The sequence below is a fragment of the Enterovibrio paralichthyis genome (assembly GCF_019209835.1).
GTDB classification, from domain to species: Bacteria; Pseudomonadota; Gammaproteobacteria; order Enterobacterales; family Vibrionaceae; genus Enterovibrio; species Enterovibrio paralichthyis.
Map to the genome: position 1 here is coordinate 31,511 of NZ_JAHUTS010000030.1, position 23,840 is coordinate 55,350.

22 protein-coding genes and 1 pseudogene are annotated in these 23,840 nt (G+C 49.1%); 10 read left to right on the forward strand and 13 right to left on the reverse strand.

What is annotated here, in order from left to right:
- Positions 1–60 precede the first annotated feature (60 nt).
- Positions 61–519, reverse strand: a complete 459-nt coding sequence (gene gpt / locus KU854_RS21990; RefSeq protein WP_054778444.1) for a xanthine phosphoribosyltransferase — start codon at positions 517–519, stop codon at positions 61–63.
- A 67-nt stretch (positions 520–586) separates the two neighbouring features.
- Positions 587–1,873: an NCS2 family permease gene (locus KU854_RS21995; protein WP_054778443.1), complete on the reverse strand. Its 1,287-nt coding sequence runs from the start codon at positions 1,871–1,873 to the stop codon at positions 587–589.
- A gap of 1,098 nt (positions 1,874–2,971) precedes the next feature.
- On the opposite strand from KU854_RS21995, the gene KU854_RS22000 reads away from it, so the two are divergent.
- Entirely contained in the window at positions 2,972–4,432 is a 1,461-nt protein-coding gene (locus KU854_RS22000) for an aminoacyl-histidine dipeptidase (RefSeq protein WP_218360457.1), read from the forward strand.
- A 42-nt stretch (positions 4,433–4,474) separates the two neighbouring features.
- Here KU854_RS22000 and dinB read toward each other — a convergent pair.
- Positions 4,475–5,536: pseudogene (gene dinB / locus KU854_RS22005) on the reverse strand (DNA polymerase IV).
- Positions 5,537–5,671: 135 nt separating this feature from the next.
- Between dinB and KU854_RS22010 the strand changes: the two are divergent.
- Positions 5,672–6,892, forward strand: a complete 1,221-nt coding sequence (locus KU854_RS22010; RefSeq protein WP_218360458.1) for a GGDEF domain-containing response regulator — start codon at positions 5,672–5,674, stop codon at positions 6,890–6,892.
- Positions 6,893–6,951: 59 nt separating this feature from the next.
- On the opposite strand, the gene nqrM is transcribed toward KU854_RS22010, so the two are convergent.
- The 9 genes from nqrM to bolA form a co-directional block, all read right to left on the reverse strand.
- Positions 6,952–7,173, reverse strand: coding sequence for a (Na+)-NQR maturation NqrM (gene nqrM, locus KU854_RS22015; RefSeq protein ID WP_054778441.1), 222 nt, complete (start codon positions 7,171–7,173; stop codon positions 6,952–6,954).
- A gap of 4 nt (positions 7,174–7,177) precedes the next feature.
- On the reverse strand, positions 7,178–8,200 hold the full coding sequence (locus KU854_RS22020) for an FAD:protein FMN transferase (protein WP_218360459.1): 1,023 nt from the start codon (positions 8,198–8,200) through the stop codon (positions 7,178–7,180).
- 194 nt (positions 8,201–8,394) lie between these two features.
- Positions 8,395–9,618, reverse strand: coding sequence for an NADH:ubiquinone reductase (Na(+)-transporting) subunit F (nqrF, locus tag KU854_RS22025; RefSeq protein WP_218360460.1), 1,224 nt, complete (start codon positions 9,616–9,618; stop codon positions 8,395–8,397).
- A 31-nt stretch (positions 9,619–9,649) separates the two neighbouring features.
- Positions 9,650–10,246, reverse strand: coding sequence for an NADH:ubiquinone reductase (Na(+)-transporting) subunit E (gene nqrE, locus KU854_RS22030; RefSeq protein ID WP_054778439.1), 597 nt, complete (start codon positions 10,244–10,246; stop codon positions 9,650–9,652).
- A gap of 7 nt (positions 10,247–10,253) precedes the next feature.
- Positions 10,254–10,886, reverse strand: a complete 633-nt coding sequence (locus tag KU854_RS22035) for an NADH:ubiquinone reductase (Na(+)-transporting) subunit D (protein ID WP_054778438.1) — start codon at positions 10,884–10,886, stop codon at positions 10,254–10,256.
- Positions 10,879–11,661 (reverse strand): Na(+)-translocating NADH-quinone reductase subunit C, encoded by a 783-nt coding sequence (locus tag KU854_RS22040; RefSeq protein WP_218360461.1) that lies wholly within the window; start codon positions 11,659–11,661, stop codon positions 10,879–10,881. Before KU854_RS22040 ends, KU854_RS22035 begins: the two co-directional genes overlap by 8 nt.
- A complete protein-coding gene (locus KU854_RS22045; protein ID WP_218360462.1) occupies positions 11,648–12,892 on the reverse strand; it encodes an NADH:ubiquinone reductase (Na(+)-transporting) subunit B in 1,245 nt (414 codons plus the stop codon). The genes KU854_RS22040 and KU854_RS22045 overlap by 14 nt, the downstream gene beginning before the upstream one ends.
- Before the next feature lie 3 nt (positions 12,893–12,895).
- On the reverse strand, positions 12,896–14,236 hold the full coding sequence (locus tag KU854_RS22050) for a Na(+)-translocating NADH-quinone reductase subunit A (RefSeq protein ID WP_218360463.1): 1,341 nt from the start codon (positions 14,234–14,236) through the stop codon (positions 12,896–12,898).
- 502 nt (positions 14,237–14,738) lie between these two features.
- Positions 14,739–15,059 carry a transcriptional regulator BolA gene (gene bolA, locus KU854_RS22055; RefSeq protein ID WP_218360464.1) on the reverse strand — a complete coding sequence of 107 codons (321 nt, stop codon included), beginning with the start codon at positions 15,057–15,059 and terminating at the stop codon, positions 14,739–14,741.
- 190 nt (positions 15,060–15,249) lie between these two features.
- On the opposite strand from bolA, the gene KU854_RS22060 reads away from it, so the two are divergent.
- The 8 genes from KU854_RS22060 to KU854_RS22095 all read left to right on the forward strand — a co-directional run bounded on the left by KU854_RS22060 (position 15,250) and on the right by KU854_RS22095 (position 21,994).
- Positions 15,250–16,377: a methyltransferase gene (locus KU854_RS22060; protein WP_218360465.1), complete on the forward strand. Its 1,128-nt coding sequence runs from the start codon at positions 15,250–15,252 to the stop codon at positions 16,375–16,377.
- A 27-nt stretch (positions 16,378–16,404) separates the two neighbouring features.
- Complete coding sequence (locus KU854_RS22065; protein WP_218360466.1) at positions 16,405–16,977, forward strand: YajG family lipoprotein; 573 nt, start codon at positions 16,405–16,407, stop codon at positions 16,975–16,977.
- Positions 16,977–17,543 (forward strand): peptidylprolyl isomerase, encoded by a 567-nt coding sequence (locus KU854_RS22070; protein WP_218360467.1) that lies wholly within the window; start codon positions 16,977–16,979, stop codon positions 17,541–17,543. The genes KU854_RS22065 and KU854_RS22070 overlap by 1 nt, the downstream gene beginning before the upstream one ends.
- Positions 17,544–17,551: 8 nt before the next feature.
- On the forward strand, positions 17,552–17,923 hold the full coding sequence (locus tag KU854_RS22075; RefSeq protein ID WP_054778434.1) for a hypothetical protein: 372 nt from the start codon (positions 17,552–17,554) through the stop codon (positions 17,921–17,923).
- A gap of 48 nt (positions 17,924–17,971) precedes the next feature.
- Complete coding sequence (locus KU854_RS22080; RefSeq protein ID WP_218360468.1) at positions 17,972–19,366, forward strand: AmpG family muropeptide MFS transporter; 1,395 nt, start codon at positions 17,972–17,974, stop codon at positions 19,364–19,366.
- A 255-nt stretch (positions 19,367–19,621) separates the two neighbouring features.
- A complete protein-coding gene (locus KU854_RS22085; protein WP_218360469.1) occupies positions 19,622–20,407 on the forward strand; it encodes an outer membrane protein OmpK in 786 nt (261 codons plus the stop codon).
- 110 nt (positions 20,408–20,517) lie between these two features.
- Positions 20,518–21,408: a 2-dehydropantoate 2-reductase gene (locus KU854_RS22090; RefSeq protein ID WP_218360470.1), complete on the forward strand. Its 891-nt coding sequence runs from the start codon at positions 20,518–20,520 to the stop codon at positions 21,406–21,408.
- Positions 21,395–21,994 carry a DJ-1 family glyoxalase III gene (locus tag KU854_RS22095; protein WP_218360471.1) on the forward strand — a complete coding sequence of 200 codons (600 nt, stop codon included), beginning with the start codon at positions 21,395–21,397 and terminating at the stop codon, positions 21,992–21,994. The genes KU854_RS22090 and KU854_RS22095 overlap by 14 nt, the downstream gene beginning before the upstream one ends.
- 170 nt (positions 21,995–22,164) lie before the next feature.
- Here the strand turns inward: KU854_RS22095 and thiI are convergent, their stop codons facing one another.
- Positions 22,165–23,613, reverse strand: a complete 1,449-nt coding sequence (thiI, locus tag KU854_RS22100; RefSeq protein WP_218360472.1) for a tRNA uracil 4-sulfurtransferase ThiI — start codon at positions 23,611–23,613, stop codon at positions 22,165–22,167.
- Between the last annotated feature and the right edge of the window lie 227 nt (positions 23,614–23,840).

Sequence of the window (23,840 nt, forward strand, 5' to 3'; positions counted from 1 at the left end):
GGACGCCAGAATCTCTGGGTTACAGGTACAAAAAAGCCCCTTTCGGGGCTTTCAGAATACTTAGCGCTTTGAAATAGGTGGAACAAACGTTACGCCCATATCCCAAGGCTGTTCAATCCAGCAATCTTGAGCAATATCTACCACGTAGTCATCAACCAGATGTTTACCCGCTGGCTTTGCACACACGGTCACAAACTTGGCTTTCGGGTACATTTCACGGATAACTTCCGCAGTGCCACCGGTGTCAACCAGATCATCAACAACCAGGAAACCCTCACCGTCACCTTCCGCTTTCTTCAGAACACGCATTTCACGCTGGTGATCGTGGTCGTAGCTAGAGATGCAAACAGTATCAACATGGCGGATACCCAGTTCACGCGCCAGAATTGCTGCCGGTACCAGACCACCGCGGCTTACCGCGATAATGCCAGTCCACTGATCAGCAGGTAGCAGTTTCTCTGCCAGTTGGCGGGTGTACATTTGCATGTTGTCCCAGGTGATAACAAACTTGTTGCTCATTTCAGAAAACCTCAGAGGCGATGGTCGCCCTTTCTAACTCACTCAAAAGATTGCGGCGTATTGTGTCTTACATAACGAATTTCAGCAAGAATAGACCCGCGAGAACCCAAATACTGATAGGTACGTCACGTCCTTTACCGCTGAATGCTTTGATCGCACAGTAAGAGATAAAGCCAAGGCCGATACCATGTGCAATGGAATAGGTCAGTGGCATCAGAAGACAGACAACCACTACTGGCGCAGCTTCAGTGAGGTCACGCCAATTTACGCCCACCAGACCTGACATCATCAGGATTGCCACGTAGAACAGTGCACCTGCTGTCGCATACGCAGGAACCATGCCCGCCAGTGGCGAGAAGAACAGCGCCAGCAAGAACAGAACACCCACAGTTACCGCGGTCAGACCGGTGCGGCCACCCTCTGCAACGCCCGCTACGCTTTCAATGTATGACGTGGTGTTTGATGTACCCAGAACTGCACCAACCGTGGTAGCAGTACTGTCGGCCAACAGCGCGCGGTTCAAGCGTGGCAGCTTACCGTCTTTGTCCAGCAGCTCAGCTTTTTGTGCCACACCAACCAGGGTGCCTGCAGTGTCAAACAGGTCAACAAACAGGAACGCAAACACAATTGAAATCATGCCCACTTCCAGTGCGCCAGCAAAATCCAGCTGCATGAAAGTCGGTGCAATGCTAGGTGGCGTAGACATGATACCTGCATACTGAACATCACCGAACATCACACCCAGTGCTGTCACAATCAGGATAGCAATCATCACCGCGCCTTTGATGCCGCGGTTAACCAGACCAATGGTCAGGAAGAAACCCAGCGCGGCCATAGCCGGACCGAATGAAGACAGGTCGCCCATTGCAACCAGAGTTGCAGGATGGTCAACAACAATACCGGAGTTTTGCAGGGCGATCAGCGCCAGGAACATACCGATACCGGCCGAAATACCGGTGCGCAGAGAAAGAGGAATTGAGTGAATGATCCATTCACGCACTTTAAAAAGGCTCAGCGCAATAAAACACAGACCGGAGAGGAATACCGCTGCCAGTGCCACCTGCCACGAATATCCCATCTGGAATACCACTGTGTAGGTGAAGAAAGCATTCAGACCCATACCCGGAGCCTGTGCAACCGGATAGTTGGCTACCAGACCCATAACGAAACAGCCAATCGCTGCCGCCAAACAGGTCGCCACAAACACCGCGCCACGATCCATACCGGTTTCGGACAGGATAGCTGGGTTGACGAAAATGATATAAGCCATGGTCAGGAATGTGGTTAATCCCGCGATGACTTCCGTTTTAACATCTGTACCTTGCGCTTTAAGGTTAAAAAGACGCTCAAGCATGGCTTTTCGGTTCCTTGGAAAGTGGATTCATGTCAGTCAACATAAACGCAAACGTTTGTCGTAAACGTTTGCGCAAAAAATTTGACGCGAATATTAACTGCCAACTCACTAAATTTCCAGCGTGAATTGCATCACGTTCTTGTCTGTTTGCTGGTGTTTTATGCGACTGAGTGGGTTTAACGCAAAATCCCGCGTTAACCGTCCAATAGTAATAGGAATAACTGACTATTTAATGAGCAAATTGGAAATATGAGAGCAATGTGGTGAGAAAGGTTTTTTGGATAAAAAAAACGCCACTATCAAATAGTGGCGCCAGATATAAAGTGCGTTTCCAAACTGCGGAAACAAAGTATCTGTTAGAGCGGGGTATTACATTTGGAGGCCTGACCTCCAAGGGGAACAAACTGTCTTACTTGCGTTGATATCCGAACGCATTCGGATAACGGAAATTGGTGGTGTAAATCGAACCGCGGTTCCAATAGTTACACGCTGAGTCACCTTTCATAAGTTCACCTCAAATATTCGAAAGAAAGTCGCTTTAACAAAAAGCTCGGTTCCGTGGAGACGAATGATTTCGGGCTTATCCATAAACAAATGAAAGCGAGACGCTTTGTCCCGAGCCGACTGCTCTTACCTTGGGACGGTGAGATAATAGCCTTTTCGTTATTTTATTACAAGCATAAAGACGATCTAGATCACAAATATCATCACTAAAAACTCTTTTATGTAATTTATTTACATACAAACAATCCGGTCATTGATGAAAATTCCATGAATACCAACAGGTTAACCAAAGATGCTTGAACGCTGACCATGTTGGTGGAAAAGTGGACGCCACAATGCCTTTACATAACACAATTTGGACGGTATCAAGCAACACCGCGCCCAACCACTTAATAGAAAGCTGAAAGTAACGCTACAACTGTCAGCGGCCGGTGTTCAACTCAAACGCAGCATGGGTCAGTTCAAGATGTAGTCATTCAACGTAGATGCAGATAAATGCTTTTAACAAAGCATACTTTTGCGTTACAAATTCTGATAAGTTATCGGCATGCAGAATTGCATGCCTTTTTATTTCTAGTTTTCTGGAGAAAGCCTGTGTCAGAAATCAGCCAACTGTCACCACAAGCTGTGTGGCAATTTTTCGATAAGATCTGTTCTATCCCTCACCCATCCAAGCACGAGGAGCAACTGGCGCAGTACATTGTCGACTGGGCAACCAGTGAAGGTCTGTCTGTCCGTCGTGATGACGTAGGAAACGTCTTTATCAAAAAACCAGCCACTCCAGGTATGGAAAACCGCAAGGGTGTGGTGCTTCAGGCGCATATCGACATGGTGCCGCAGAAAAACGAAGACACCGCACACGATTTCACGGTTGACCCTATCCGTCCTTATATCGACGGTGAATGGGTAACTGCTGAAGGCACCACACTGGGTGCTGACAACGGTATGGGCATGGCGGCATGTCTTGCAGTGCTGGCCTCCAAAGACATCGAACACGGCCCCCTGGAAGTGCTGCTGACCATCGATGAAGAAGCAGGTATGACCGGCGCATTTGGCCTCAAAGAAGGCTGGCTGGAAGGCGAGATTCTGCTTAACACCGATTCTGAGCAGGAAGGCGAAATTTACATGGGCTGCGCCGGTGGTGTTGATGCGTCACTGACGTTCAATCTGGATCGTCAGGAGCTGGGCGGCGGTTATGTGGGTAAAACCCTGCAGATAAAAGGTCTGAAAGGAGGCCACTCTGGCTGTGACATCCACACAGGCCGTGCAAATGCCAACAAACTGCTGGGCCGTTTCCTGGCGGGACACGCGAACGAACTTGGCCTGCGCCTTCTTTCTGTACGTGGCGGCACTCTTCGCAATGCCATCCCGCGCGAAGCTGCAGCAGACATTGCGGTTCCTGCAGCAAACGTGGAGAAACTTACCAGCCTGTTCAACTACTTCGAATCCTTGCTGACCGAAGAGCTGGGTGCAGTAGAAACATCAATTGCACTGTCTGTACTGGATCATGACATCAGCGAGCAGCCACTAACCCCAGCGGTACAAAGCCGTATTATTGCCGCTATCAACGCTTGCCCGAACGGCGTTGTGCGCATGAGTGATGACATCGCCGGTGTGGTTGAAACCTCTCTGAACCTTGGTGTTATCACCACTGAAAGTGACAAATTGACCCTGCTGTGTCTGATCCGTTCACTGGCAGACAGTGGCCGCAGCTATGTTGAAAGCATGCTGAAATCCATGGGTGAGCTGGCAGGTGCCAAAGTGGCATTTTCCGGCGCATACCCAGGCTGGAAACCGGATCCGGACTCAGAAGTCATGCATGTGTTCAGAAAGACCTATGAAGAGATCTATGGCCGCGTGCCGAATATCATGGTGATCCACGCCGGCTTGGAATGTGGCCTGTTTAAAGAACCGTATCCAAACATGGATATGATCTCTTTTGGCCCAACCATCAAGTTCCCGCACTCACCGGATGAGAAAGTGAATATCGCCACCGTTGGCCTTTTCTGGGAACAGATGATTGCGATTTTGAAAGCCATTCCGGTAAAAGCCTGATCCCTTTCATTTCGTTGAAAAAGAGCGCTCAGGCGCTCTTTTTTATGACCAGTCAAAAGCCAGTTGGGAGGGTTGGGTGCTGTCTTCCGCTTTAAGCCCGACATTGAGTCCGATAAGGCGAACTCCCCTTCCCTGCTGGCGTCCCAACGCTTCTCGCAACAGTGCCGGGAACTGGGATTCATCATACATCCACTGTCTGTGCTCGACCGTGGTTTGCTGAAAATCGGAGAATTTCAGTTTCACCCCCTGACGGGCAATTTCAAATGAAGGGCATACCCGCTCTAGCCTCGTTTTCATCTCTTCATACAAAGACAACATCACCGCCAAACACTCTTCTTCGGTTTGGATATCCTGTGGCAAAGTGCGCTCCACTCCAACAGATTTGCGAACCCTCGAGGTTTCGACATTGCGGTCATCAATGCCGTGGCAGCGGTTCCAGAGTGATTGCCCAAATTTCCCAAACCGCTGCAACAAGGCCGTGCGGTCATAGGCTTACACATCTTCACCGGTGAACAGCCCCAGCTCATGCAGTTTGGCGAGTGTTACTTTTCCGACACCGGGTATTTTCTCCAATGGCAGAGTCTTTACAAAACCGTCAATTTCGTCCGGGGTAATAATGAACATGCCGTCGGGTTTGTTCATATCCGAAGCAACTTTGGCGATAAACTTCACCGGCGCCACACCGGCTGAGGCTGTCAGACCCAACTCTTCACGGATAGCACGTCTGATATCTTCGGCGATAAGGGTGGCAGAGCCACGAAAAAGTAAGCAGTCACTTACATCCAGGTACGCTTCATCAAGTGAAAGGGGTTCGATTTTGTCGGTGTAGCGGGAAAAGATCGCGCGGATCTGTGACGACACAGCTTTGTATTTCGCCATATCACCACGGATAACGGTAAGGTTGGGACATAATTTCAGGGCATGTCCAGTAGCCATAGCTGAACGGACGCCAAATTTACGCGCCAGATAATTGCAGGTAGAAATCACCCCACGGCGTTTTTCAGAGCCGCCGATAGCCAAAGGAATATCACGCAGCGCCGGGTTATCCCGCATTTCTACCGCTGCATAAAAACAGTCCATGTCTACGTGGATTATCTTTCTCATAGTAACGTTGCCACTGACAATTAGCTGTATATATAAACAGTATCTTGTTAATTGTCAATCCAGCCTCAAGTCTCACCTAAAAGACTATATTGTTAGTAAGCACTTCTGCACGTTACTCTCAGGCGGTACATCGGTATGACGGAGTCAAAACACGTCCTTGTCGTGGAAGACAGCCCTGTTTTTCAACAATATATCAAAGACCTTCTGGCTGATGCTGGCTACAGGACGACCATCCTCAGCTCTTATGCCGATACCGAGCTTTTCCTGCAAGACTCACCTGACCTTCTTTGTGCCGTCTTGGATTACAACCTGCCTGATGCTCCGCGCGGTGAAGTGATCGATCATGTACTGGATAAAAATTACCGCACTATCGTACTGACAGGAAACAGCAACAAACACGACAGGGAGTTGATGCTGAATAAAGGCATCCTCGATTACCTGCTCAAAGACAGCGTGGTGTCGCTTAGCTTTATCGTGCCCCTGTTAAACAGGCTGGTGCGCAACAAAAATAAAAAGGCTCTGGTTGTCGATGACTCGCTGTCGATGCGTGAATACCTTTCCGATTTGCTTGAACGGCAAAACCTGACTGTCATCAGTGCCGTTGATGGGCTGGATGCGCTGGAAAAATATGACCAAGAACCCGAGATTTGTCTGGTTATCACTGATCATGCTATGCCCAATATGGATGGTGTCGCCCTGACCCATGAGCTGCGTCAGATAAAAACGCGGGATGATTTAGCTATTGTTGGGTTATCCGCCTCTAAATCCAAAGATCTGGTTTCCCAGTTTTTAAAGGCAGGGGCGAATGACTACCTCGACAAGCCGTTCACGAAAGAAGAGCTGTATTGTCGCCTGCATTCGGTGCTCGAAATCCAGGACGCCAACGCACAGCTTTTCAACCTTGCCAACCGGGATGAGCTTACCCAGCTATGGAACCGTCGATACTTCTTCCACCGCGCAGCACAATCCCCTTCCCCACTAAAATCTGTCGCCATGATAGATGTAGACAACTTCAAAACCATCAATGACAAATATGGCCACGATGGAGGGGACATGATTTTACAGGCGCTGGGATCACTGTTGGGCTCATTTTTCTCCACCGCCCTGCCCGCCCGGTTCGGAGGCGAAGAGTTTGTGGTACTGGATACCGAGGATGTGAATACATTTGTCGATGAGCTGGCAAAGCTGAAAGCGGTTATCGAAGATCACGAAGTGTTGGTGGGCGAGGCGAAAGTGCGGTTTACTGTCAGTATCGGCATGGCTAGCGGTGTCCAGCCGGTCAATATTTTACTCAGGCAAGCCGATGATAACCTCTACGAGGCCAAACGGCGCGGCCGGAATGTATTGGTCTATTAAACAGCGTTGCAGTAAGTCACCGTTAAAGAAAAAGACCAGCTTGCGCTGGTCTTTCTGGCTTAGATGATTTGGTTTTTCTTCCACTCTTCAGCTTTCGCTGCACGAGCTTCACGCTTCTTACGTGCGTCACAAGGCTCAGGGCAATCACACTCTTTCTCAATGCCGATTGAGCCCAAGCCACCACAGCTGCCGCTAATGGTCTTACGCTGGACAATAAAGCCAATCGCCATTCCCGCAATCACCAGCACAAACACAGCAAATGTGATCAGATAAACAGACATCTTGTTACCCTTTACTCTTTAAATATGGTTTGAACGCATTCGATGCAATCTCTTCGAATCCATTATCGGTTTTTACGATGAAAAATGCAGGAATATTTTCACGGTTCGCCAACGTCAGGGCCTTTTCTGGTCCCATCACCATAAACGCGGTCGACAGGCCATCTGCCGTCATGCAGGATTTATCCAGCACAGTCACAGATACCAGGCGGTGACTAATCGGCTTCGCGGTTTCCGGGTTAATGGTGTGCGAGTATCTCACGCCCTTTTCTTCAAAGTAGTTACGGTAGTCACCAGATGTCGCGATTCCCATATCACCCGGCGCTATGATTTCCTGCACAGTTTGTTGCTCTGCAGTCGGCTTTTCAATGGCGATACGCCATGGCTGACCTTCACCATTTACGCCTTTCAGCTGTAGCTCACCGCCAATCTCTACCAGAAAGTTGTGAATACCCAGCGACGCCAGATAGTCGGCAACCACATCCACGCCAAACCCTTTAGCGATTGAAGACAAATCCACATACAAGCTTGGGTTGGTTTTGATCAATGCATTGCCATCAACACTGAGGTGCTCTATACCTGTCATCGCGCGGCGCTCAGCAATCTGTTCGTCGGTCGGTACACGATCCGGACGGCCTTCCGGACCAAAGCCCCACAGATTGACCAAAGGGCCTACCGTCACATCCAATGCGCCACCAGACAGATGATTCAGACGAATTGCCTCCGAAACCACTTTGGCAGTGTCCGCTGATACCACAAAGGGTTCACCGGATGTCTGCTGGTTAAACTGACTTAGCTCAGAGGTTTTACGGTAGGTAGACATCTGGTCATTCACCAACTCCAGACGCGCATCGATTTCTGCCTGAATGGCTTTCTCATCAGGCAACTCACCTTCAGCAAGATACTTTACTGAATAGTACGTCCCCATGGTTGAACCCGTGAGGTGAAACTGCTTAGGCGCTTGCTCACACCCTGCCAACACCAACAAACTGCTGATACAAAGACCGGCTAACAACAGGAGTTTTTTCATTACATCTTCCAGTTGATTAATTAAAAGATCAGAAAGAATCACTTTCGACTGTAGTAGCGAAAATAAGCCATTGAGAAAACAATGATTCTGTCTGATTGAAGCGAAGAACTGACGGCTGGAAACATGTCAGTTACAACAAAAGACAAAATGGCTGACCCTAAGGCCAGCCATTTATCACTCAGATGCTGCGGTGATTAACCACCGAAGTCATCCAGCAGGATGTTTTCATCTTCAACACCCAGGTCTTTCAGCATACCAATCACGGCCGCATTCATCATTGGAGGACCACACATGTAGAACTCACAATCTTCAGGCGCTTCGTGATCTTTCAGGTAGTTTTCGTACAGCACGTTATGGATAAAGCCTGTGTAGCCATCCCAGTTGTCCTCTGGCAGAGGATCAGACAGCGCACAATGCCAAACGAAGTTTTCGTTTTCTGCAGCCAAACCATCGAAATCTTCTACGTAGAACATTTCACGCTTAGAACGCGCACCGTACCAGAAAGACATCTTACGCTTAGACTTCAGACGCTTCAGTTGGTCGAAGATGTGAGAACGCATTGGTGCCATACCTGCACCACCGCCCACAAATACCATCTCTGCATCTGTATCTTTCGCGAAGAACTCACCGAACGGACCAGAAATAGTACACTTGTCACCCTCTTTCAGAGACCAGATGTACGAAGACATGATGCCTGGTGGTACGTCTGGATTGTTAGGTGGCGGCGTAGCGATACGCACGTTCAGCATGATGATGCCGAACTCTTCTGGGTAGTTCGCCATTGAGTATGCACGGATAGTTTCTTCGTTAACCTTGGACTCGTAACGGAACAGGTTAAACTTCTCCCAGTCCTCACGGTATTCTTGTGGAATATCGTAGTCTGCATACTTAACGTGGTGAGCAGGCGCTTCGATTTGGATGTAACCACCCGCACGGAACGGTACTGACTCGCCGTCTGGAATTTGAAGCTTCAGCTCTTTGATGAAGGTTGCTTTGTTATCGTTAGAGATAACAGTACATTCCCACTTCTTCACACCGAAGATTTCTTCTGGCAGCTCGATTTCCATGTCAGTTTTCATTGCAACCTGACATGCAAGACGCTCGCCTTCACGTGCTTCACCTTTGCTGATGTGATCCAGTTCGGTTGGCAGAATGTCGCCACCACCTGATTTCACTTTTACGCGACACTGACCACAAGAGCCACCGCCACCACAAGCTGATGAAACAAATACACCGGCACCTGCCAGTGCACCCAGCAGTTTACCGCCCGGTTGGGTAGTAATTGCCAGATTTGGATCGCCGTTTACGGCGATGGTGATGTCACCTGAAGGTACCAGCTTGGATTTGGCGAACAAAATCACCAGTACCAGAGCCAGTACAATTAGAGTAAACATCACTACACCAAGAATAATGTCCATTGACTATTCCTTAATTCGCGGTTTACCCGACTTACAGTTGAACACCGGAGAAAGACATGAAGCCTAACGCCATCAGACCTACAGTGATGAAGGTAATACCCAGACCACGCAGCGCAGGCGGCACGTCAGAGTACTTCATCTTCTCACGGATACCTGCCAGTGCAACAATCGCCAGCATCCAACCAATACCAGAACCAAAGCCGTAAACGACTGATTCCGCAAAGTTGTAATCACGCTGTACCATGAAGGACACACCACCGAAGATCGCACAGTTAACTGTGATCAGCGGCAGGAAGATACCCAGTGCGTTGTATAGCGGCGGGAAGAAGCGGTCCAGAATCATTTCCAGAATCTGTACCAGTGCCGCGATAACACCGATGAAGGTAATGAAGTTCAGGAAGCTCAGGTCAACACCCTGAACCAATGCACCGTCTTTCAGGATCAAGTTGTAAACCAGGTTGTTCACCGGCACTGCAATAGTCAGTACAACAGTAACAGCCACACCCAAACCAAACGAAGTTTTAACCTTCTTTGAAACGGCCAGGAAGGTACACATACCCAGGAAAAACGCGAGTGCCATGTTCTCGATGAAGATCGAGCGCACCATCAGGCTAATGTAATGTTCCATTGCGTTCTTACTCCTTCGCTTCGATTTGTTCAGGTTTGAACGTACGTACAATCCAAATCAGGAAACCGATCAGGAAGAACGCTGATGGCGCCAGCAGCATCAGACCGTTAGGCTGGTACCAGCCACCTTCTGACGTCAGCGGCAGGATAGACACGCCAAACAGCTTGCCTGAGCCCAACAGTTCACGGAAGAAACCAACAGTGATCAGTACAAAGCCGTAGCCCAAACCGTTTCCGATACCATCGATGAACGATGGCAATGGCGCAGACTTCATCGCGTACGCTTCAGCACGACCCATTACGATACAGTTAGTAATGATCAGACCAACGAATACAGAAAGCTGTTTAGAAATGTCATAAACGTATGCTTTCAGGATTTGGTCAACCACGATTACCAGAGATGCAATGATCGCCATCTGTACGATGATACGTACAGAGTTAGGGATGTGCTTACGGATCAGGGAAACGAACAGGTTAGAAAACGCTGTTACGAACGTTACCGCAAGGGTCATTACAAACGCTGTTTCCAGCTTGGTCGTTACCGCCAGAGCAGAACATACACCCAGTACCTGAAGGGCAATCGGGTTGTTGTCCAGCAATGGGGACCAAAGGTTCTTTTTCAGTTCTTTAGTATCAGCCATTGATCAGCTCTCCCTTCTGAACCTTCTTCAGGAATGGGCCAAAGCCGTTGTCACCCAGCCAGAAGTCGAAGGTATGTTGCACACCGTTAGAGGTCAGGGTTGCACCTGACAGGCCGTCGATGCCGTGGATATCTCCAGGCTGTGCACCGCCTTTCACGATACGGATTGCCGGTTGACCTTTGTCATCAAACAGCAGTTTGCCTTCAAACTGAGATTTCCAGCGTGGGTTTTCAACCTCACCACCCAGTCCTGGGGTTTCACCCTGCTGGTAGTAAGTCAGACCGCCCACGGTGTTGCCATCAGTTTCAACTGCAACAAACGCGTACATCATTGACCACAGACCGTTACCGTGCATTGGCAGAATCACTTCACTAATGCCACCTTGTGCATCTTTCACAAGGAACACTTTCGCCAGATTCGCACGACGGCCGATCTTCGCCAAGTCTTCTTCAGCAGCTAGTTTTACTGACTTTGAAGGGTCACTTGCAGCAACACGTTGGTCGTAAGCTTCTGCTTCTTCAACGGTACCTACAAAGTCACCTGTTTTCAGGTCAACCAGGCGCGGCTCGATGAACTCAGCAAACGTCTTTTGGATGTCGCCTTTTGCATCAATGCCGGCAACCGAGAGGATGTTGCGCTGTACGTCCAGCACGGCGTTCTTCTCTTGCAGAGGGCGCAGAGAGACTGCCGCGAAAGATACCACCACTGAACACACCAGGCTCAGGGCGACAACTACGGCCAGCGTTTTTTTAATGCTATCGTTATTGCTTGACACGAGCCAGTCTCCGTTTGATGTTGCCCTGGATTACCAGGTTGTCGAACAGCGGTGCAAACAGGTTCGCGAACAGAATCGCCAGCATCATACCCTCTGGGTATGCTGGGTTAACGACACGAATCATCACTGCCATCGCACCAATCAGGATGCCGTACCACCACTTCGCTTTGTTGGTGAACGACGCCGATACTGGGTCAGTTGCCATGAACATCATACCGAACGCAAAACCACCCAGAACCAGGTGCCAGTGCCAAGGCATGCTGAACATTGGGTTAGTGGTTGAGCCGATGATGTTGAACAGTGTTGCAGTTGCAACCAGACCAATCATGGTACCCACAACGATACGCCACGATGCAATACGCATCGCGATGATCATCGCACCACCTATGAAGATTGCCAGTGTAGACACTTCACCGATAGAACCAGGGATGTTACCAATGAATGCATCCATCCAGCTGATGGTTTGACCGGTTACGTTGTTTACCAGCGCACCTTGACCGCCTTGAGCCCACTGACTCAGAGCCGTTGCACCAGAGAAACCGTCAGCCGCAGTCCAAACCAGGTCACCAGAGATCTGTGCAGGGTATGCAAAGAACAGGAATGCACGACCAGCCAACGCAGGGTTCAGGAAGTTACGGCCCGTACCACCAAAGATTTCTTTCGCAACAACAACACCGAAGGTAATACCCAGTGCAGCTTGCCACAGAGGAAGCGTTGGAGGAACGATCAAAGCAAACAGAATAGAGGTAACAAAGAAGCCTTCGTTAACTTCGTGTTTGCGTACCATACAGAACAGCACTTCCCAGAAGCCACCTACAAGGAACACAGTCGCGTAGATTGGCAGGAAGTATGTCGCGCCCAGCAGCATTTTGCTGCCCCAGCCCGCATCAGACGACAGGGTGCCGCCCAGCATTTCTGTCAGCCAGTAGTGCCAGTTACCGCCAATGATAGCTGCAAACTGGTCGCCGCTGTACATGGCATTCAGCGCCATGACCGCTTGGTTACCGGCGTTGTACATACCGAAAAACATGGCAGGGAAAACAGCCAGCCAAACCATGATCATGATACGTTTCAGGTCGATACTGTCACGAACATGTGCACCACGCTTGGTCACAAGACCTGGGGTGTACAGTACCGTCGCCACTGCTTCGTACAGGGCAAACCACTTCTCGTGCTTACCACCCGGTTCGAAGTGGTGTTCAATATCTTCAAGGTATTTTTTCAGGCTCATCGATTACCCTTCCTTCTCAATTTGATCCAGGCACTCGCGGAGCATAGGGCCAAAATCGTACTTGCCAGGGCAAACAAATGTACACAGAGCCAGATCTTCAGGATCCAGTTCCAACGCACCCAGTTGAGACATGCTGTCCAGGTCACCTGCACAGATATCACGAAGCAGCAGTGTTGGCTCGATGTCCAGAGGCATCACACGCTCATAGCTGCCAATTGGCACCATAGAACGCTCACTACCATTAGTAGTGGTTGTCATATTGAACAGCTGGCCTTTAAAGAACTGGCTCAGGAATGCACGGGTAACCGAGAACTTGTTTTTGCCCGGAACAATCCAGCCAAACAGTTCTTTTTCACGGCCTTCACGCAGTGCGCTCACCTGCAGGTGGAAGCGACCCAAGTAACCGTGAACACCACCAGCTTGCGTACCGCTTAGTACGGAGCCAGAGATGAGACGGATTTCACCCGGCATCAATTCGTTGTTAGTGATATCGGCGATAGATGCACCCATTTGCGTGCGGATCAGTCGTGGATTATTCACAACTGGACCAGCCAGGGAGATAACGCGGTCAGTGAACAGCTCACCCGTAAGGAAAAGCTTACCGAATGCGATAACATCTTGATAGTTCAGGTGCCATACCTGCACATCAACACCAACAGGACGCAGGAAGTGGATGTGAGTACCAACCAGACCCGATGGGTGTGGACCGGTAAACACCTGCTCTTCTACGTTAGATTGCTTACTGCGTGGCAGGCTTGATTCACCTTTACACACGTAAACTTTGCCGTCGGTCAGGCGGGAAACAACATCCAGACCTGCAACAAACGCTTCTTGCTGCTCATTAATGATCAGCTCAGGGTTTGCTGCCAGCGGATTGGTATCCATCGCAGTAACGAATACTGCAGACGGTGTTGCATCAATAGCCGGAGACTTGCTGAATGGGCGGGTACGAAGCGCCGTCCACAGACCTGATTCAACCAGTTGATCTACGATAACCTGGCGATCCAGTCCTGCGATTTCAGCAGCTTCATGTTTATTGAAAGTGACTTGCTCGTTGCCTTCTACTTCGATGACAACAGACTGAAGAACACGTTTCGCGCCACGGTTGATTTCAACCACAGTACCTGCTGCAGGAGCAGTGAACTTAACGCCAGAATTCTTCTTGTCTTCGAAAAGAATCTGACCTTTTTTCACTACATCCCCAACACGAACATGCATCGTTGGGCGCATGCCAACGTACTCTTCGCCAAGCAAGGCGACTTTTTTGATGGCTGGGCCATCATTTATCACCTGAGCTGGAGTCCCTGCAATTGGGATATCCAAACCCTTTTTTATTGTAATCATACGCACTTGCACTACATTAACGGGAAAAAATTCTGTTATTGCGCAGTTTAATACACGACTTTCCACTGTCTAGTTGAGCGATTCATTCGCTCACCTTCGCAACTTCCTCATCACCAACCCGCAACATTTGAAGGCGCGGGGTCAGTTTTCAAGCGGTGGATTCTACCATCAACCAAAGATGCTATTCCACGGCAAACACCGTGATACACCTTGAAAATTCAGCAACTGAGCAAAGTATCGCCAATTCTGGTTGATAAGTATGAGCCGGAGCACAATTTGAACTGGTGAGGTTTTGTGTGATTTTTGTTAAAAACAAAACAAACTTCCACCGTTTTTATCTCAATTTTGATGCGTTGCCTTTACCGACTTTTTTAACATTTCAAATGGCCGCATTTTTCAGCCTTTTCTTCGGGACAGTTGTTACATTGTCCCGCTATTTTGCTCGCTCAGCCGGAGTGAGACACATCAAAAAGGCTGTTTTAAACAGCCTTTTTTCAATATGTTAGTGGTCAGACAGGGTTCCACCATGACATGGTGGTGAGACTGGCGCCTGTCCATTTAGTGCACGCCACTCTTGTTCAGTATAAGTATGAATCGCGAGTGCATGAATATCATTTTTTAATTCTTCTGCTAACGTCTGGTTTACCGAACGGTGCCTTGCGATGAGTCGCTGGCCATCAAAGTCATTACTGACGATAGTGACTTTAAAGTGACTTTCTGAACCTTCCGGCACACTGTGCATATAACTTTCGTTTTTTACATCAAGATGCACAGGTGAAAATCCAGCCTCTAGCTTTTTCCTGATGCGTTGTTCAATGATCATAAAACCTCATTAAATGGCTTTCTGCCGCCTTAGCCCAAAAAAACACGACGTTTGAAACAGATTAGGGAGATGCCGTCACTACGTAGCGGATAAAACAATAAATCACGATGTGATCTGCATCCGGCGACCATTTCAGTATATTATCAACGCCAATATACCCGATTATCCTGAGCGCTACGCTGATACATCCATGAAAACCATGTTACAACTCACAGGCTGTGCATTTTCCCTGCACCGATATCCCATCCAGAAAAATGAAACTTTGCAGGCGTGGGATGCAGCTGATGAATATTTGATTGAACAACTGGAGCGGGAAGAACTGCCAGCAAACAGCCGTATTCTTATTCTGAATGATGGATTTGGTGCGCTCAGTTGCTGGGCTGCGATGCAGGGCTTTCGTGCAACAACAATGAGCGACTCGCATCTGTCACAGATTAGCATTACAGCCAATCTTAAGCAGAATAACCTCAGCGGTGTGACCCTGCTTTCTCCGCTAGAAGACCTTCCTTCCGATACTGATATCGTCGTGATGAAGCTGCCGAAAAACAACCGTCTTTTAGTGTGGCAGCTTCAGCAGATCGCCCATTTTGCAAAGGCGGGCATCCGCGTGATTACCGGTGCGAAAGCCAAAGATATTCATACATCGACACTGAAGCTGTTTGAAAAACACCTGGGCGCGACCCATACCTCGCTGGCAAAGAAAAAAGCACGGTTGATTTTCTGCCTGAAAGAAAAACAACTCGCGGCCATGCCTGCAGCGACAACATCTTTTGATGTGCCAGATTTTAAAATGACACTGCAAAACCATGCGAATGTCTTTTCTTCAGAAAGCCTGGATATTGCCGCTTACCTGATGCTGAAACACATTCCTGCCGACCCAGAAATTAAACACATTATCGATTTGGGATGCGGCAATGGTGTGCTTTCCATTCAAGCGGCGCGCCTGAACCCTCAGGCCCAAATCACAGCGGTCGACGAAAGCAATATGGCGGTAGCTTCTGCCGCATTAAACCTTCAACAACACGGTATTGAAGCATCACGGACGCATTGTCTGGTGAATAACTGCCTTGATGGTTTTACACCGGACAGTGCAGATGTCGTGCTTTGCAATCCGCCGTTCCATCAATTGTCCGCGGTCACGGATCACATTGCATGGCAAATGTTTTGTGACGCCAAACGGGTTCTTGAGCCCAAAGGGCGGATTGTGGTGATTGGCAACCGACACCTCGGCTATCATGCTAAATTGAAACGTCTTTTTGGCAATGCGCAAGTCATTGCTTCTAATCGTAAGTTTGTTATTGTCGAAGCTTATAAATAGTCAGACTGTTAAGGGACGCGTTAACTCATGAAAAAACTTTTGCTTGTTTCCGGACTCGTGCTTGGCCTTAGTGCTTGCTCAACGCCGCGTGAACCCCAATTGACCATCGCTCCACAGCCTGCAGTTGCCGCAGTTGCAACCGGCCAAGGAAAAGCGGTGACGGTCGACAGCCGCGACTTGCGTACTGCGCAATTTGTCGCAGTGGTGGATAACGGACGCAAAAACGTTCAACCAATCCAAGCGACATCGAACGTCAGAATTGCCCTGGAAGAAGCACTGACTCGCCAACTGACCTCTCAGGGCTACAAAATTGTCGCTGACAGCAAAGGCAAACTACGCATGGATCTGCTGGATGCGCTAGTCAAAGTAGAACACAGCGTATTCTCACACAGCATGGACACCAACGTGCAAATTCAGCTGGTTGCAGAAACTACTGACAAAAAATTTGTTAAGCGCTACACCGGGAAGGCAACGTCTGAAGGCGCGAGCAGTGTGTCAGTGGAAGACATGGAAATTGCACTGAACAGTTTGCTGGAAGCCGTGTTGCAAGACATTGCCCGTGACCAGCAACTGACCACCTTTATGAACGAGAACTTCTGATGAAACGCAGTGCTCAATTTATCACGCTGGCAGCAGCGCTTTTTTCTACAGCAACTTTGGCTGCAAATCCTGTCGTAGAAGTGGAAACCAATCTTGGTGACTTCAAACTCGAACTGTATGAGGACAAAGCTCCGAAAACAGTAGAGAACTTTCTGAAGTACGTGGAAGACGGCAGCTATGTCGGCACTCAGTTTCACCGGGTGATCCCAGGTTTTGTTGCACAGGGTGGTGGTTACGATGCCTCGTTCAACGAACGTCCTATTTATGGCGAAGTGGAAAACGAATCGAAAAATGGTTTGAGCAACAGCCGTGGCACCATCGCCATGGCCAGAAAGCAAGATCCTGATTCAGCCACACGCCAGTTCTACATCAACCTGCAGAACAACAGCAACCTGGATGGCTCCAGCTATAAATACGGTTACACGGTATTTGGCAAAGTGATTGAAGGGTTTAACACTGTCGAGAAGATGGCAGGCGTTAAAACGGTCACAGTACCTGAAACCCGCATGCGTGATGTCCCACAGCAACCTATACTTATTGAGAAGATTGTAATCACCAATAAGTAAACAGCCTTATGGGAACACTGAAGCTCGTCGTCAACAACACTGTCACGAATGAAGCTGAAATTGCCGGGGAGTTTGTTAAAGACAACGCCCCGGCTCTCGCTGAAGACGTGTTCCTTTTTATCCTCGGTCGTATCTCTTACGATGCCCTTAAAGCCGCCTGCCAAACCCAACTGGCAAACTGGTGGGAGCTTGGGATATCCGGTGGCACACCGGACAATCAATACGAATCCATTTACTGGTATTTGTTGTTTCTGGTCGAATCCCGACGTGAAGATGAACTCCTTGGTAACCGCTATATCAACCAGCGCGTCAAAGAATGCGCTTGTTATTTGATCAACAAAGGAAAACTCCCCCGCTTCGCGCGTGGTATTCGTCCTTGAAGCACGGTAGCATGGAGTAATATCTGCTATCTACAAGGATGTTAATCCATGTCCCAAGTCCCCAACGTCGGTTGGCGCGAAACATTTAACAGCTATCTCGATCGTCGCTTGCTATGGGTTTTCCTGCTGGGTTGTGCCAGCGGTTTTCCTTTTATGCTGATCGGTTCCAACATGTCTGGCTGGCTGAAAGATGCCGGGCTGACCCGCACCGCCATCGGTTTATTTGGCTCTATTTTTGCGGTTTACGCCATAAACTGGATGTGGGCTCCTCTGGTAGACAGAATAAAGCTGCCTTTTTTGCACCGCTGGTTTGGCCAACGCAGAAGCTGGATACTGCTGACGCAGAGCATCATGCTGGTCTGTACCCTGCTCATCGCCAACACTGACCCTTCTTTCAACCTGTGGTTGACCTCCCTGCTTGCCTTTACTATTGCACTCGCTTCTGCCACGCAGGATATTGCGATCGACGCATTCCGGATCGACAGCTTTGGTGAAGAAGAAAAATCGAAATTGCCTCAGGCAGCTGCCATGGCGGTGATCGGTTGGTGGACGGGTTACAGCCTGCCGGGCTACTTCGCCTTTATTAACGCTGACACCATTGGCTGGAACGGGGTTTATTACGGTATGGCGGCATTTGTCGGCCTATTGATTCTCTTCACCCTGTTTGTTGGCGAACCGGCATCGCAACGCGACGCCCTTCAGGCCCAAGCAGAGTCCCGCTATGCAAAACGGCTGAACAAAGGCGAAAGCAGCATTCTGGTGTGGTTTACCGTTACCATCGTTGAACCCTTTGCCGAATTTTTCCGTCGTAACGGCGTAAAGGTCGCGCTTACGTTGCTGTTGTTTGTCTTCCTGTTCAAAGTGGGCGAGGCTTTCCTTGGTCGCATGTCCATCGTCTTTTACAAAGAAGTCGGTTTTAGCAACGAGCAAATTGGCACTTACTCCAAACTGATAGGCTGGGGAGCGACGGTTGTCTTCACCCTGATAGGCAGCGCTATTAATGTCCGGTTTGGCGTAGTAAAAGGCCTGTTAATCGGCGGAATAGCCATGGCCGCCAGTAACCTGATGTTTGCTGTCATGGCGCAAGTGGGGCCAAATGAACATCTCTTCCTGGCAACCATCATCGTCGATAACTTTACCAGTGCGTTTGCGACCATTGCTTTTGTCTCCTTCCTGACTTTCCTGACAGGTAGAGCATTCTCTGCAACCCAATATGCGCTGCTGGCATCGCTCGGCAACCTCAGCCGGACAACGCTCTCTTCGTTCAGCGGATCGTTGGTTGACTGGATTGAGCAGTTTGAGTGGATGCACCAGATCAACTGGCTCAATCCCTGGTCGTTTTTCTTCATCCTCACCACGATAATGGTCATCCCAAGCTTGCTGATGATCATTGGCCTTAAAGGGCACTTCCGTAAGCTCGAAGAAGCACAAAAACAGCAGTGATTCGCATCAAAACCGCGACATTCGTCGCGGTTTATTTTTACCAATCCTGTTTAAACCTCTATCTCCTTCATATTTTGAAACACTTATCCCAATTGCAATCCATTACAACGAGATCAAAATCACATAAAGCAAACGTTTGCGGTTTCATTGCATTTTATTTTTTGATCTTTTGCATAGAATGGCGCTCGCAACGGCGGAGGTCCTACCATTCGGAGTCTTTGCCGCCCCATTCTGACGATGTAAAGAGAACAAAAGATGCGTAAATCAGTAGTAGCACTCAGCGTTCTGGCGGCAGCAGCAGCTGTTCCAGCTCAAGCGGAATACCTGTACGGTTTCGGTAACGTATATGCAGATTACCTGAAATGGACCAACGGCGATGACAAGTTCGGTGGCGTTGAAAACAACCGTGACGAACACGTAACTATCGGTGCGGAAGCTGGCGCAGGTTTCGATTGGGGTCAGGTTTACGGTTTCTATGAGTACGAAAAGCTTGATCAAGCTTCAGACAGCCGTAGCCAAGCAGCAAAATTCACTGCTCACTACAAACTAATTGATGACGTAACCCTTTACGGCCAAGTTTACGATCTGAAAGACAACAAATTTACCAACGAACAAAGCCGTGTATTGGGCTTTGGTTACTTAGGTCTGAACGGCCAAGGTTGGTCTTTCAACCCATTCATCGGTGTCCATGATCTTTCTATCGACAACACCAATGAAAAGTTCGATGCTGAAGACAAACTGGAGAGCTACACAAACGCTTCCGGATTCAATGGTTACATGGCTGGTTGGACTGCAATGTACAACTTTGACATCGCTGGTCAGCCACTGATGATCACCAACTGGCACGAAATCGAATTTGATCGCAATGACGATTACGCAGCAATGCAATACGGCAAAATCGGCCACAACGGTGGTGTAAGTCTGTGGTATGACATCACTGAGACCGTCTACACGGGCCTGACTTACCGCTACTTCTACAATAAGCTGGGCGTTGACGGCTACGGCGACGCAGTAATCTTCCGCGTTGGTATCCACCTGTAATCGCGACAGATTCTAAAAAGGCAACCTCCGGGTTGCCTTTTTTCGTTTTCAGGTTCGGCGCATTGATCAACAGTGGTATCCTTCTCCCGGAAAAGCATTAAGGAGCAGGTATGCGTTTTACGCTCGTCGGCGCGGGAGCTGTCGGTACATTGTGGGGGCTTTCACTTGCCAACGCGGGTCATCAGGTTCACTGGATAACCCGCCAGAATGAAACTGCTGTCTTTCGGGGTTATGAAGCTGATACGGCGATAGCGTTTCCCGCCAACCAAAGAGAGCTACTTGCAGACTCAGACTGCGTTCTGGTTTGTGTAAAGGCTTTCCATGTTCAAACAGCGCTGGAAACGCTGCTTCCTGACCTTCATCCGGATACGCCGGTTGTCCTAATGCACAACGGCATGGGTACGGCGGAGAAGGCACTCAAGCTACTGCCACACAATCCCCTGCTACTGGCCACCACTTCCCACGGCAGTCTGGTGGTGACAGAAACTGAAGTGCGCCACACTGGATTAGGGGAAACGCATATTGGCGGCATAAACCCTTCAGGCAAACAGTGTGACTTTTTAAAAGACGTACTTGAGCATGCCCTGCCTCCGGTAAGCTGGCACCCTGAAATTACTTCAGCGCTGTGGCGAAAACTGGCGGTGAACTGCATGATCAATCCACTGACAGCACTTGAACAATGCCAGAATGGAGACTTGCTCTCACCTGTCTATCAGGCACAACTTCAGACACTCAGCCAGGAAATAGCCTCTGTAATGCATGCAGAAGGCCAGGAGGTGAGTGCGAAAGAAGTCTTTGCTTTCAGCCTTGCCGTCGCGTCAGCAACCGCCCAAAATTACTCATCCATGAACCGCGACGTTTATTTCAAACGCCGCTCAGAAATAGACTACATCACCGGTTATCTTATCAACCGGGCAGAATCCCATGGTATCGCGACACCGGCAAACCGGGCGCTGTATCTGGCAATAAAGGAACGGGAGTTATCCTATGACATCACCTAGCGTTTTAGTTTGTTTGGCACCTGGCACAGAGGAAATGGAAGCGGTCACCGCTATCGATATTTTTGTCCGTGCCGGGTTCCAAGTGACGACGGCGAGTGCCGAAGAAAACGGAGAGCTTACCCTTACCTGTTCTCGCGGTGTAAAACTGACAGCTGACGTACCGCTGGTAAAAGTAGCCGATGAAGAGTTTGACTGTATTGTACTGCCCGGTGGCGTAGATGGCGCAACCTGCTTAGGTGACAGCGCTTTGGTGATCGAGATGATCCGCCAGCAACAGTGCGATCAAAAATGGGTTGCGGCGATCTGTGCAGCACCTGCACTGGTACTGGAGAAAAATGGCCTGTTTCCAACCGCATATAAAACCTGTCATCCCGCATTTATCGACCATATTCCGGCAGACAAGCAAAACAGCCGCCGTGTCTTTACTGACCACGACCATAAGCTCATTACCAGTCAGGGACCGGGTACTGCATTGGAGTTCGCGGTTGAGATTGTCTACCTGCTGGCAGGCAAAGAAAAAGCGCTTGAAGTGGTGGGCCCGATGGTATGTGTACCAAGCCTTCACTACGATAAGAAATTCGCTTGAAGAGATTAGAGATTAGAGATTAGAGATTAGAGATTAGAGATTAGAGATTAGAGATTAGAGATTAGAGATTAGAATATCTTCTATTTTCAGTGCTATAGAAAAAATAAAACCGACCTTAAAGGTCGGTTTTTGGTATCTCAAGTCTCGTAACGGCGCCTTCTCGCTTGGCCTTACGGACGATATACCTTCACGTTGTTGTAGCCATTTTCCTGCAGGTACAGTGCCTGCAGACGGCTCATCACGCCGCGTTCACAGTAAAGCAGGTAAGTTTTGCTCTGATCCAGATCGCCGAATTTGGTCGCGAGACGGAAGAATGGGATATGCACCACTTCTGCACCGTCAATTTCCAGCGGACGCTCATCTTCCTCTTCTGGGCTACGGATATCCAGCACCACTGCGTCCTGAGCAATATCATCCACCAGTTCAACGTCAGGCGCTTTTTCTTTGCTCATTTTACCGATTTCACGGATATCAATGATGCGTGCGTCATAAACCACTTTGTCCAGAATGCCGAAATCAAACTTAGCTTCTTCAGCTTCCAGTTTGGCTTTCTCTGCCTTAATGGTCGGTTTACGTGAAATCACACCGCAGTATTCTGGCATGGTTTTCGCGAAATCTTCGGTACCAATTTCACGAGCCAGATTGATAATGTCTTCTTTATCCCAGTTGATAAGTGGGCGTAGGATCAGCGAATCGGTCACGTTGTCGATCATGCGAAGGTTCGTCAGGGTCTGGCTCGAAACCTGTCCCAGCGCTTCACCGGTTACCAGTGCCTGAATGTTGAACTTGTCAGCAACCATGGATGCAGCACGCATAAACATACGCTTGAGTACGACGCCCATCTGGCCATCGTCAATGTTTTCCAGGATCTCAGCGACAACAGGCTCGAAGTCTACAGAAATAAATTTCACTTTGGCCGATGAACCGTACTTTTCCCACAAGTAGTGCGCCGTTTGCTGCACGCCGATTTCGTGTGCTGCACCACCCAGGTTAAAGAAGCAGTAATGCACTTTACTGCCGCGCTTGATGTGCAGGTAGCTTGAAACACCTGAATCGAAGCCGCCGGAAATCAGGCTCAGCACATCTTCCTGGGTACCCAGAGGGAAACCGCCCAGACCTTTGAATCGCTCACGAACCACGTTCACGTTTTCTTTGTCCACTTCCAGGTGAACAACCGTGTCCGGATTTTTGAGTTGGACTCGTGCAGTCGCAACATCCTGGTTCAAGCCACCACCGACATAACGCTCAACGTCGATTGACGTAAACTCATGGTTACCACGACGCTTGGCGCGCACACAGAAAGACTTACCTTCCAGCTGGTGCGCAACCGTCGCAGACACGATCTCATAGATGTTGTGCAGATCGGTAAACGGCGTTTGCTCAACTTCCAAAACGTGGTGAATACCCGGCGTATTGGTCAGGACACTGAGTGCGATATCACGCTCAGCTGCGTCTTTCAGCGAAACCTCGATATGATCGCGACGGTTGAAAACCGACATGGAGTCTGACTTTCGCTTAAGAATATTTCGGATGTTAGTTTCCAGAATTTTCGTGAAGCGCTTCCGTACAGATTCACTTTTAACCATCACCTCAGGGTGAATTTTTACGATAAATTTCATAACAGGTTTCGCTACAGCTTGGGTAAAGGCGCGGATTATACCTCAAGCCTAGCGGAGACGAAATAACCTCACTTTGAATGCAAAAAAGGCAGCGGGAATCGCTTAATGCCAGTCAGTTAAGCTGACTGGCTTTCTTTTTATTGGGGTATTTCTTTGCCTTAGGCTTCACGGCTCTCGGGTATATTCGCTCTTCTCGCTTAATGGGCAACACATGATGTATCGCCTCC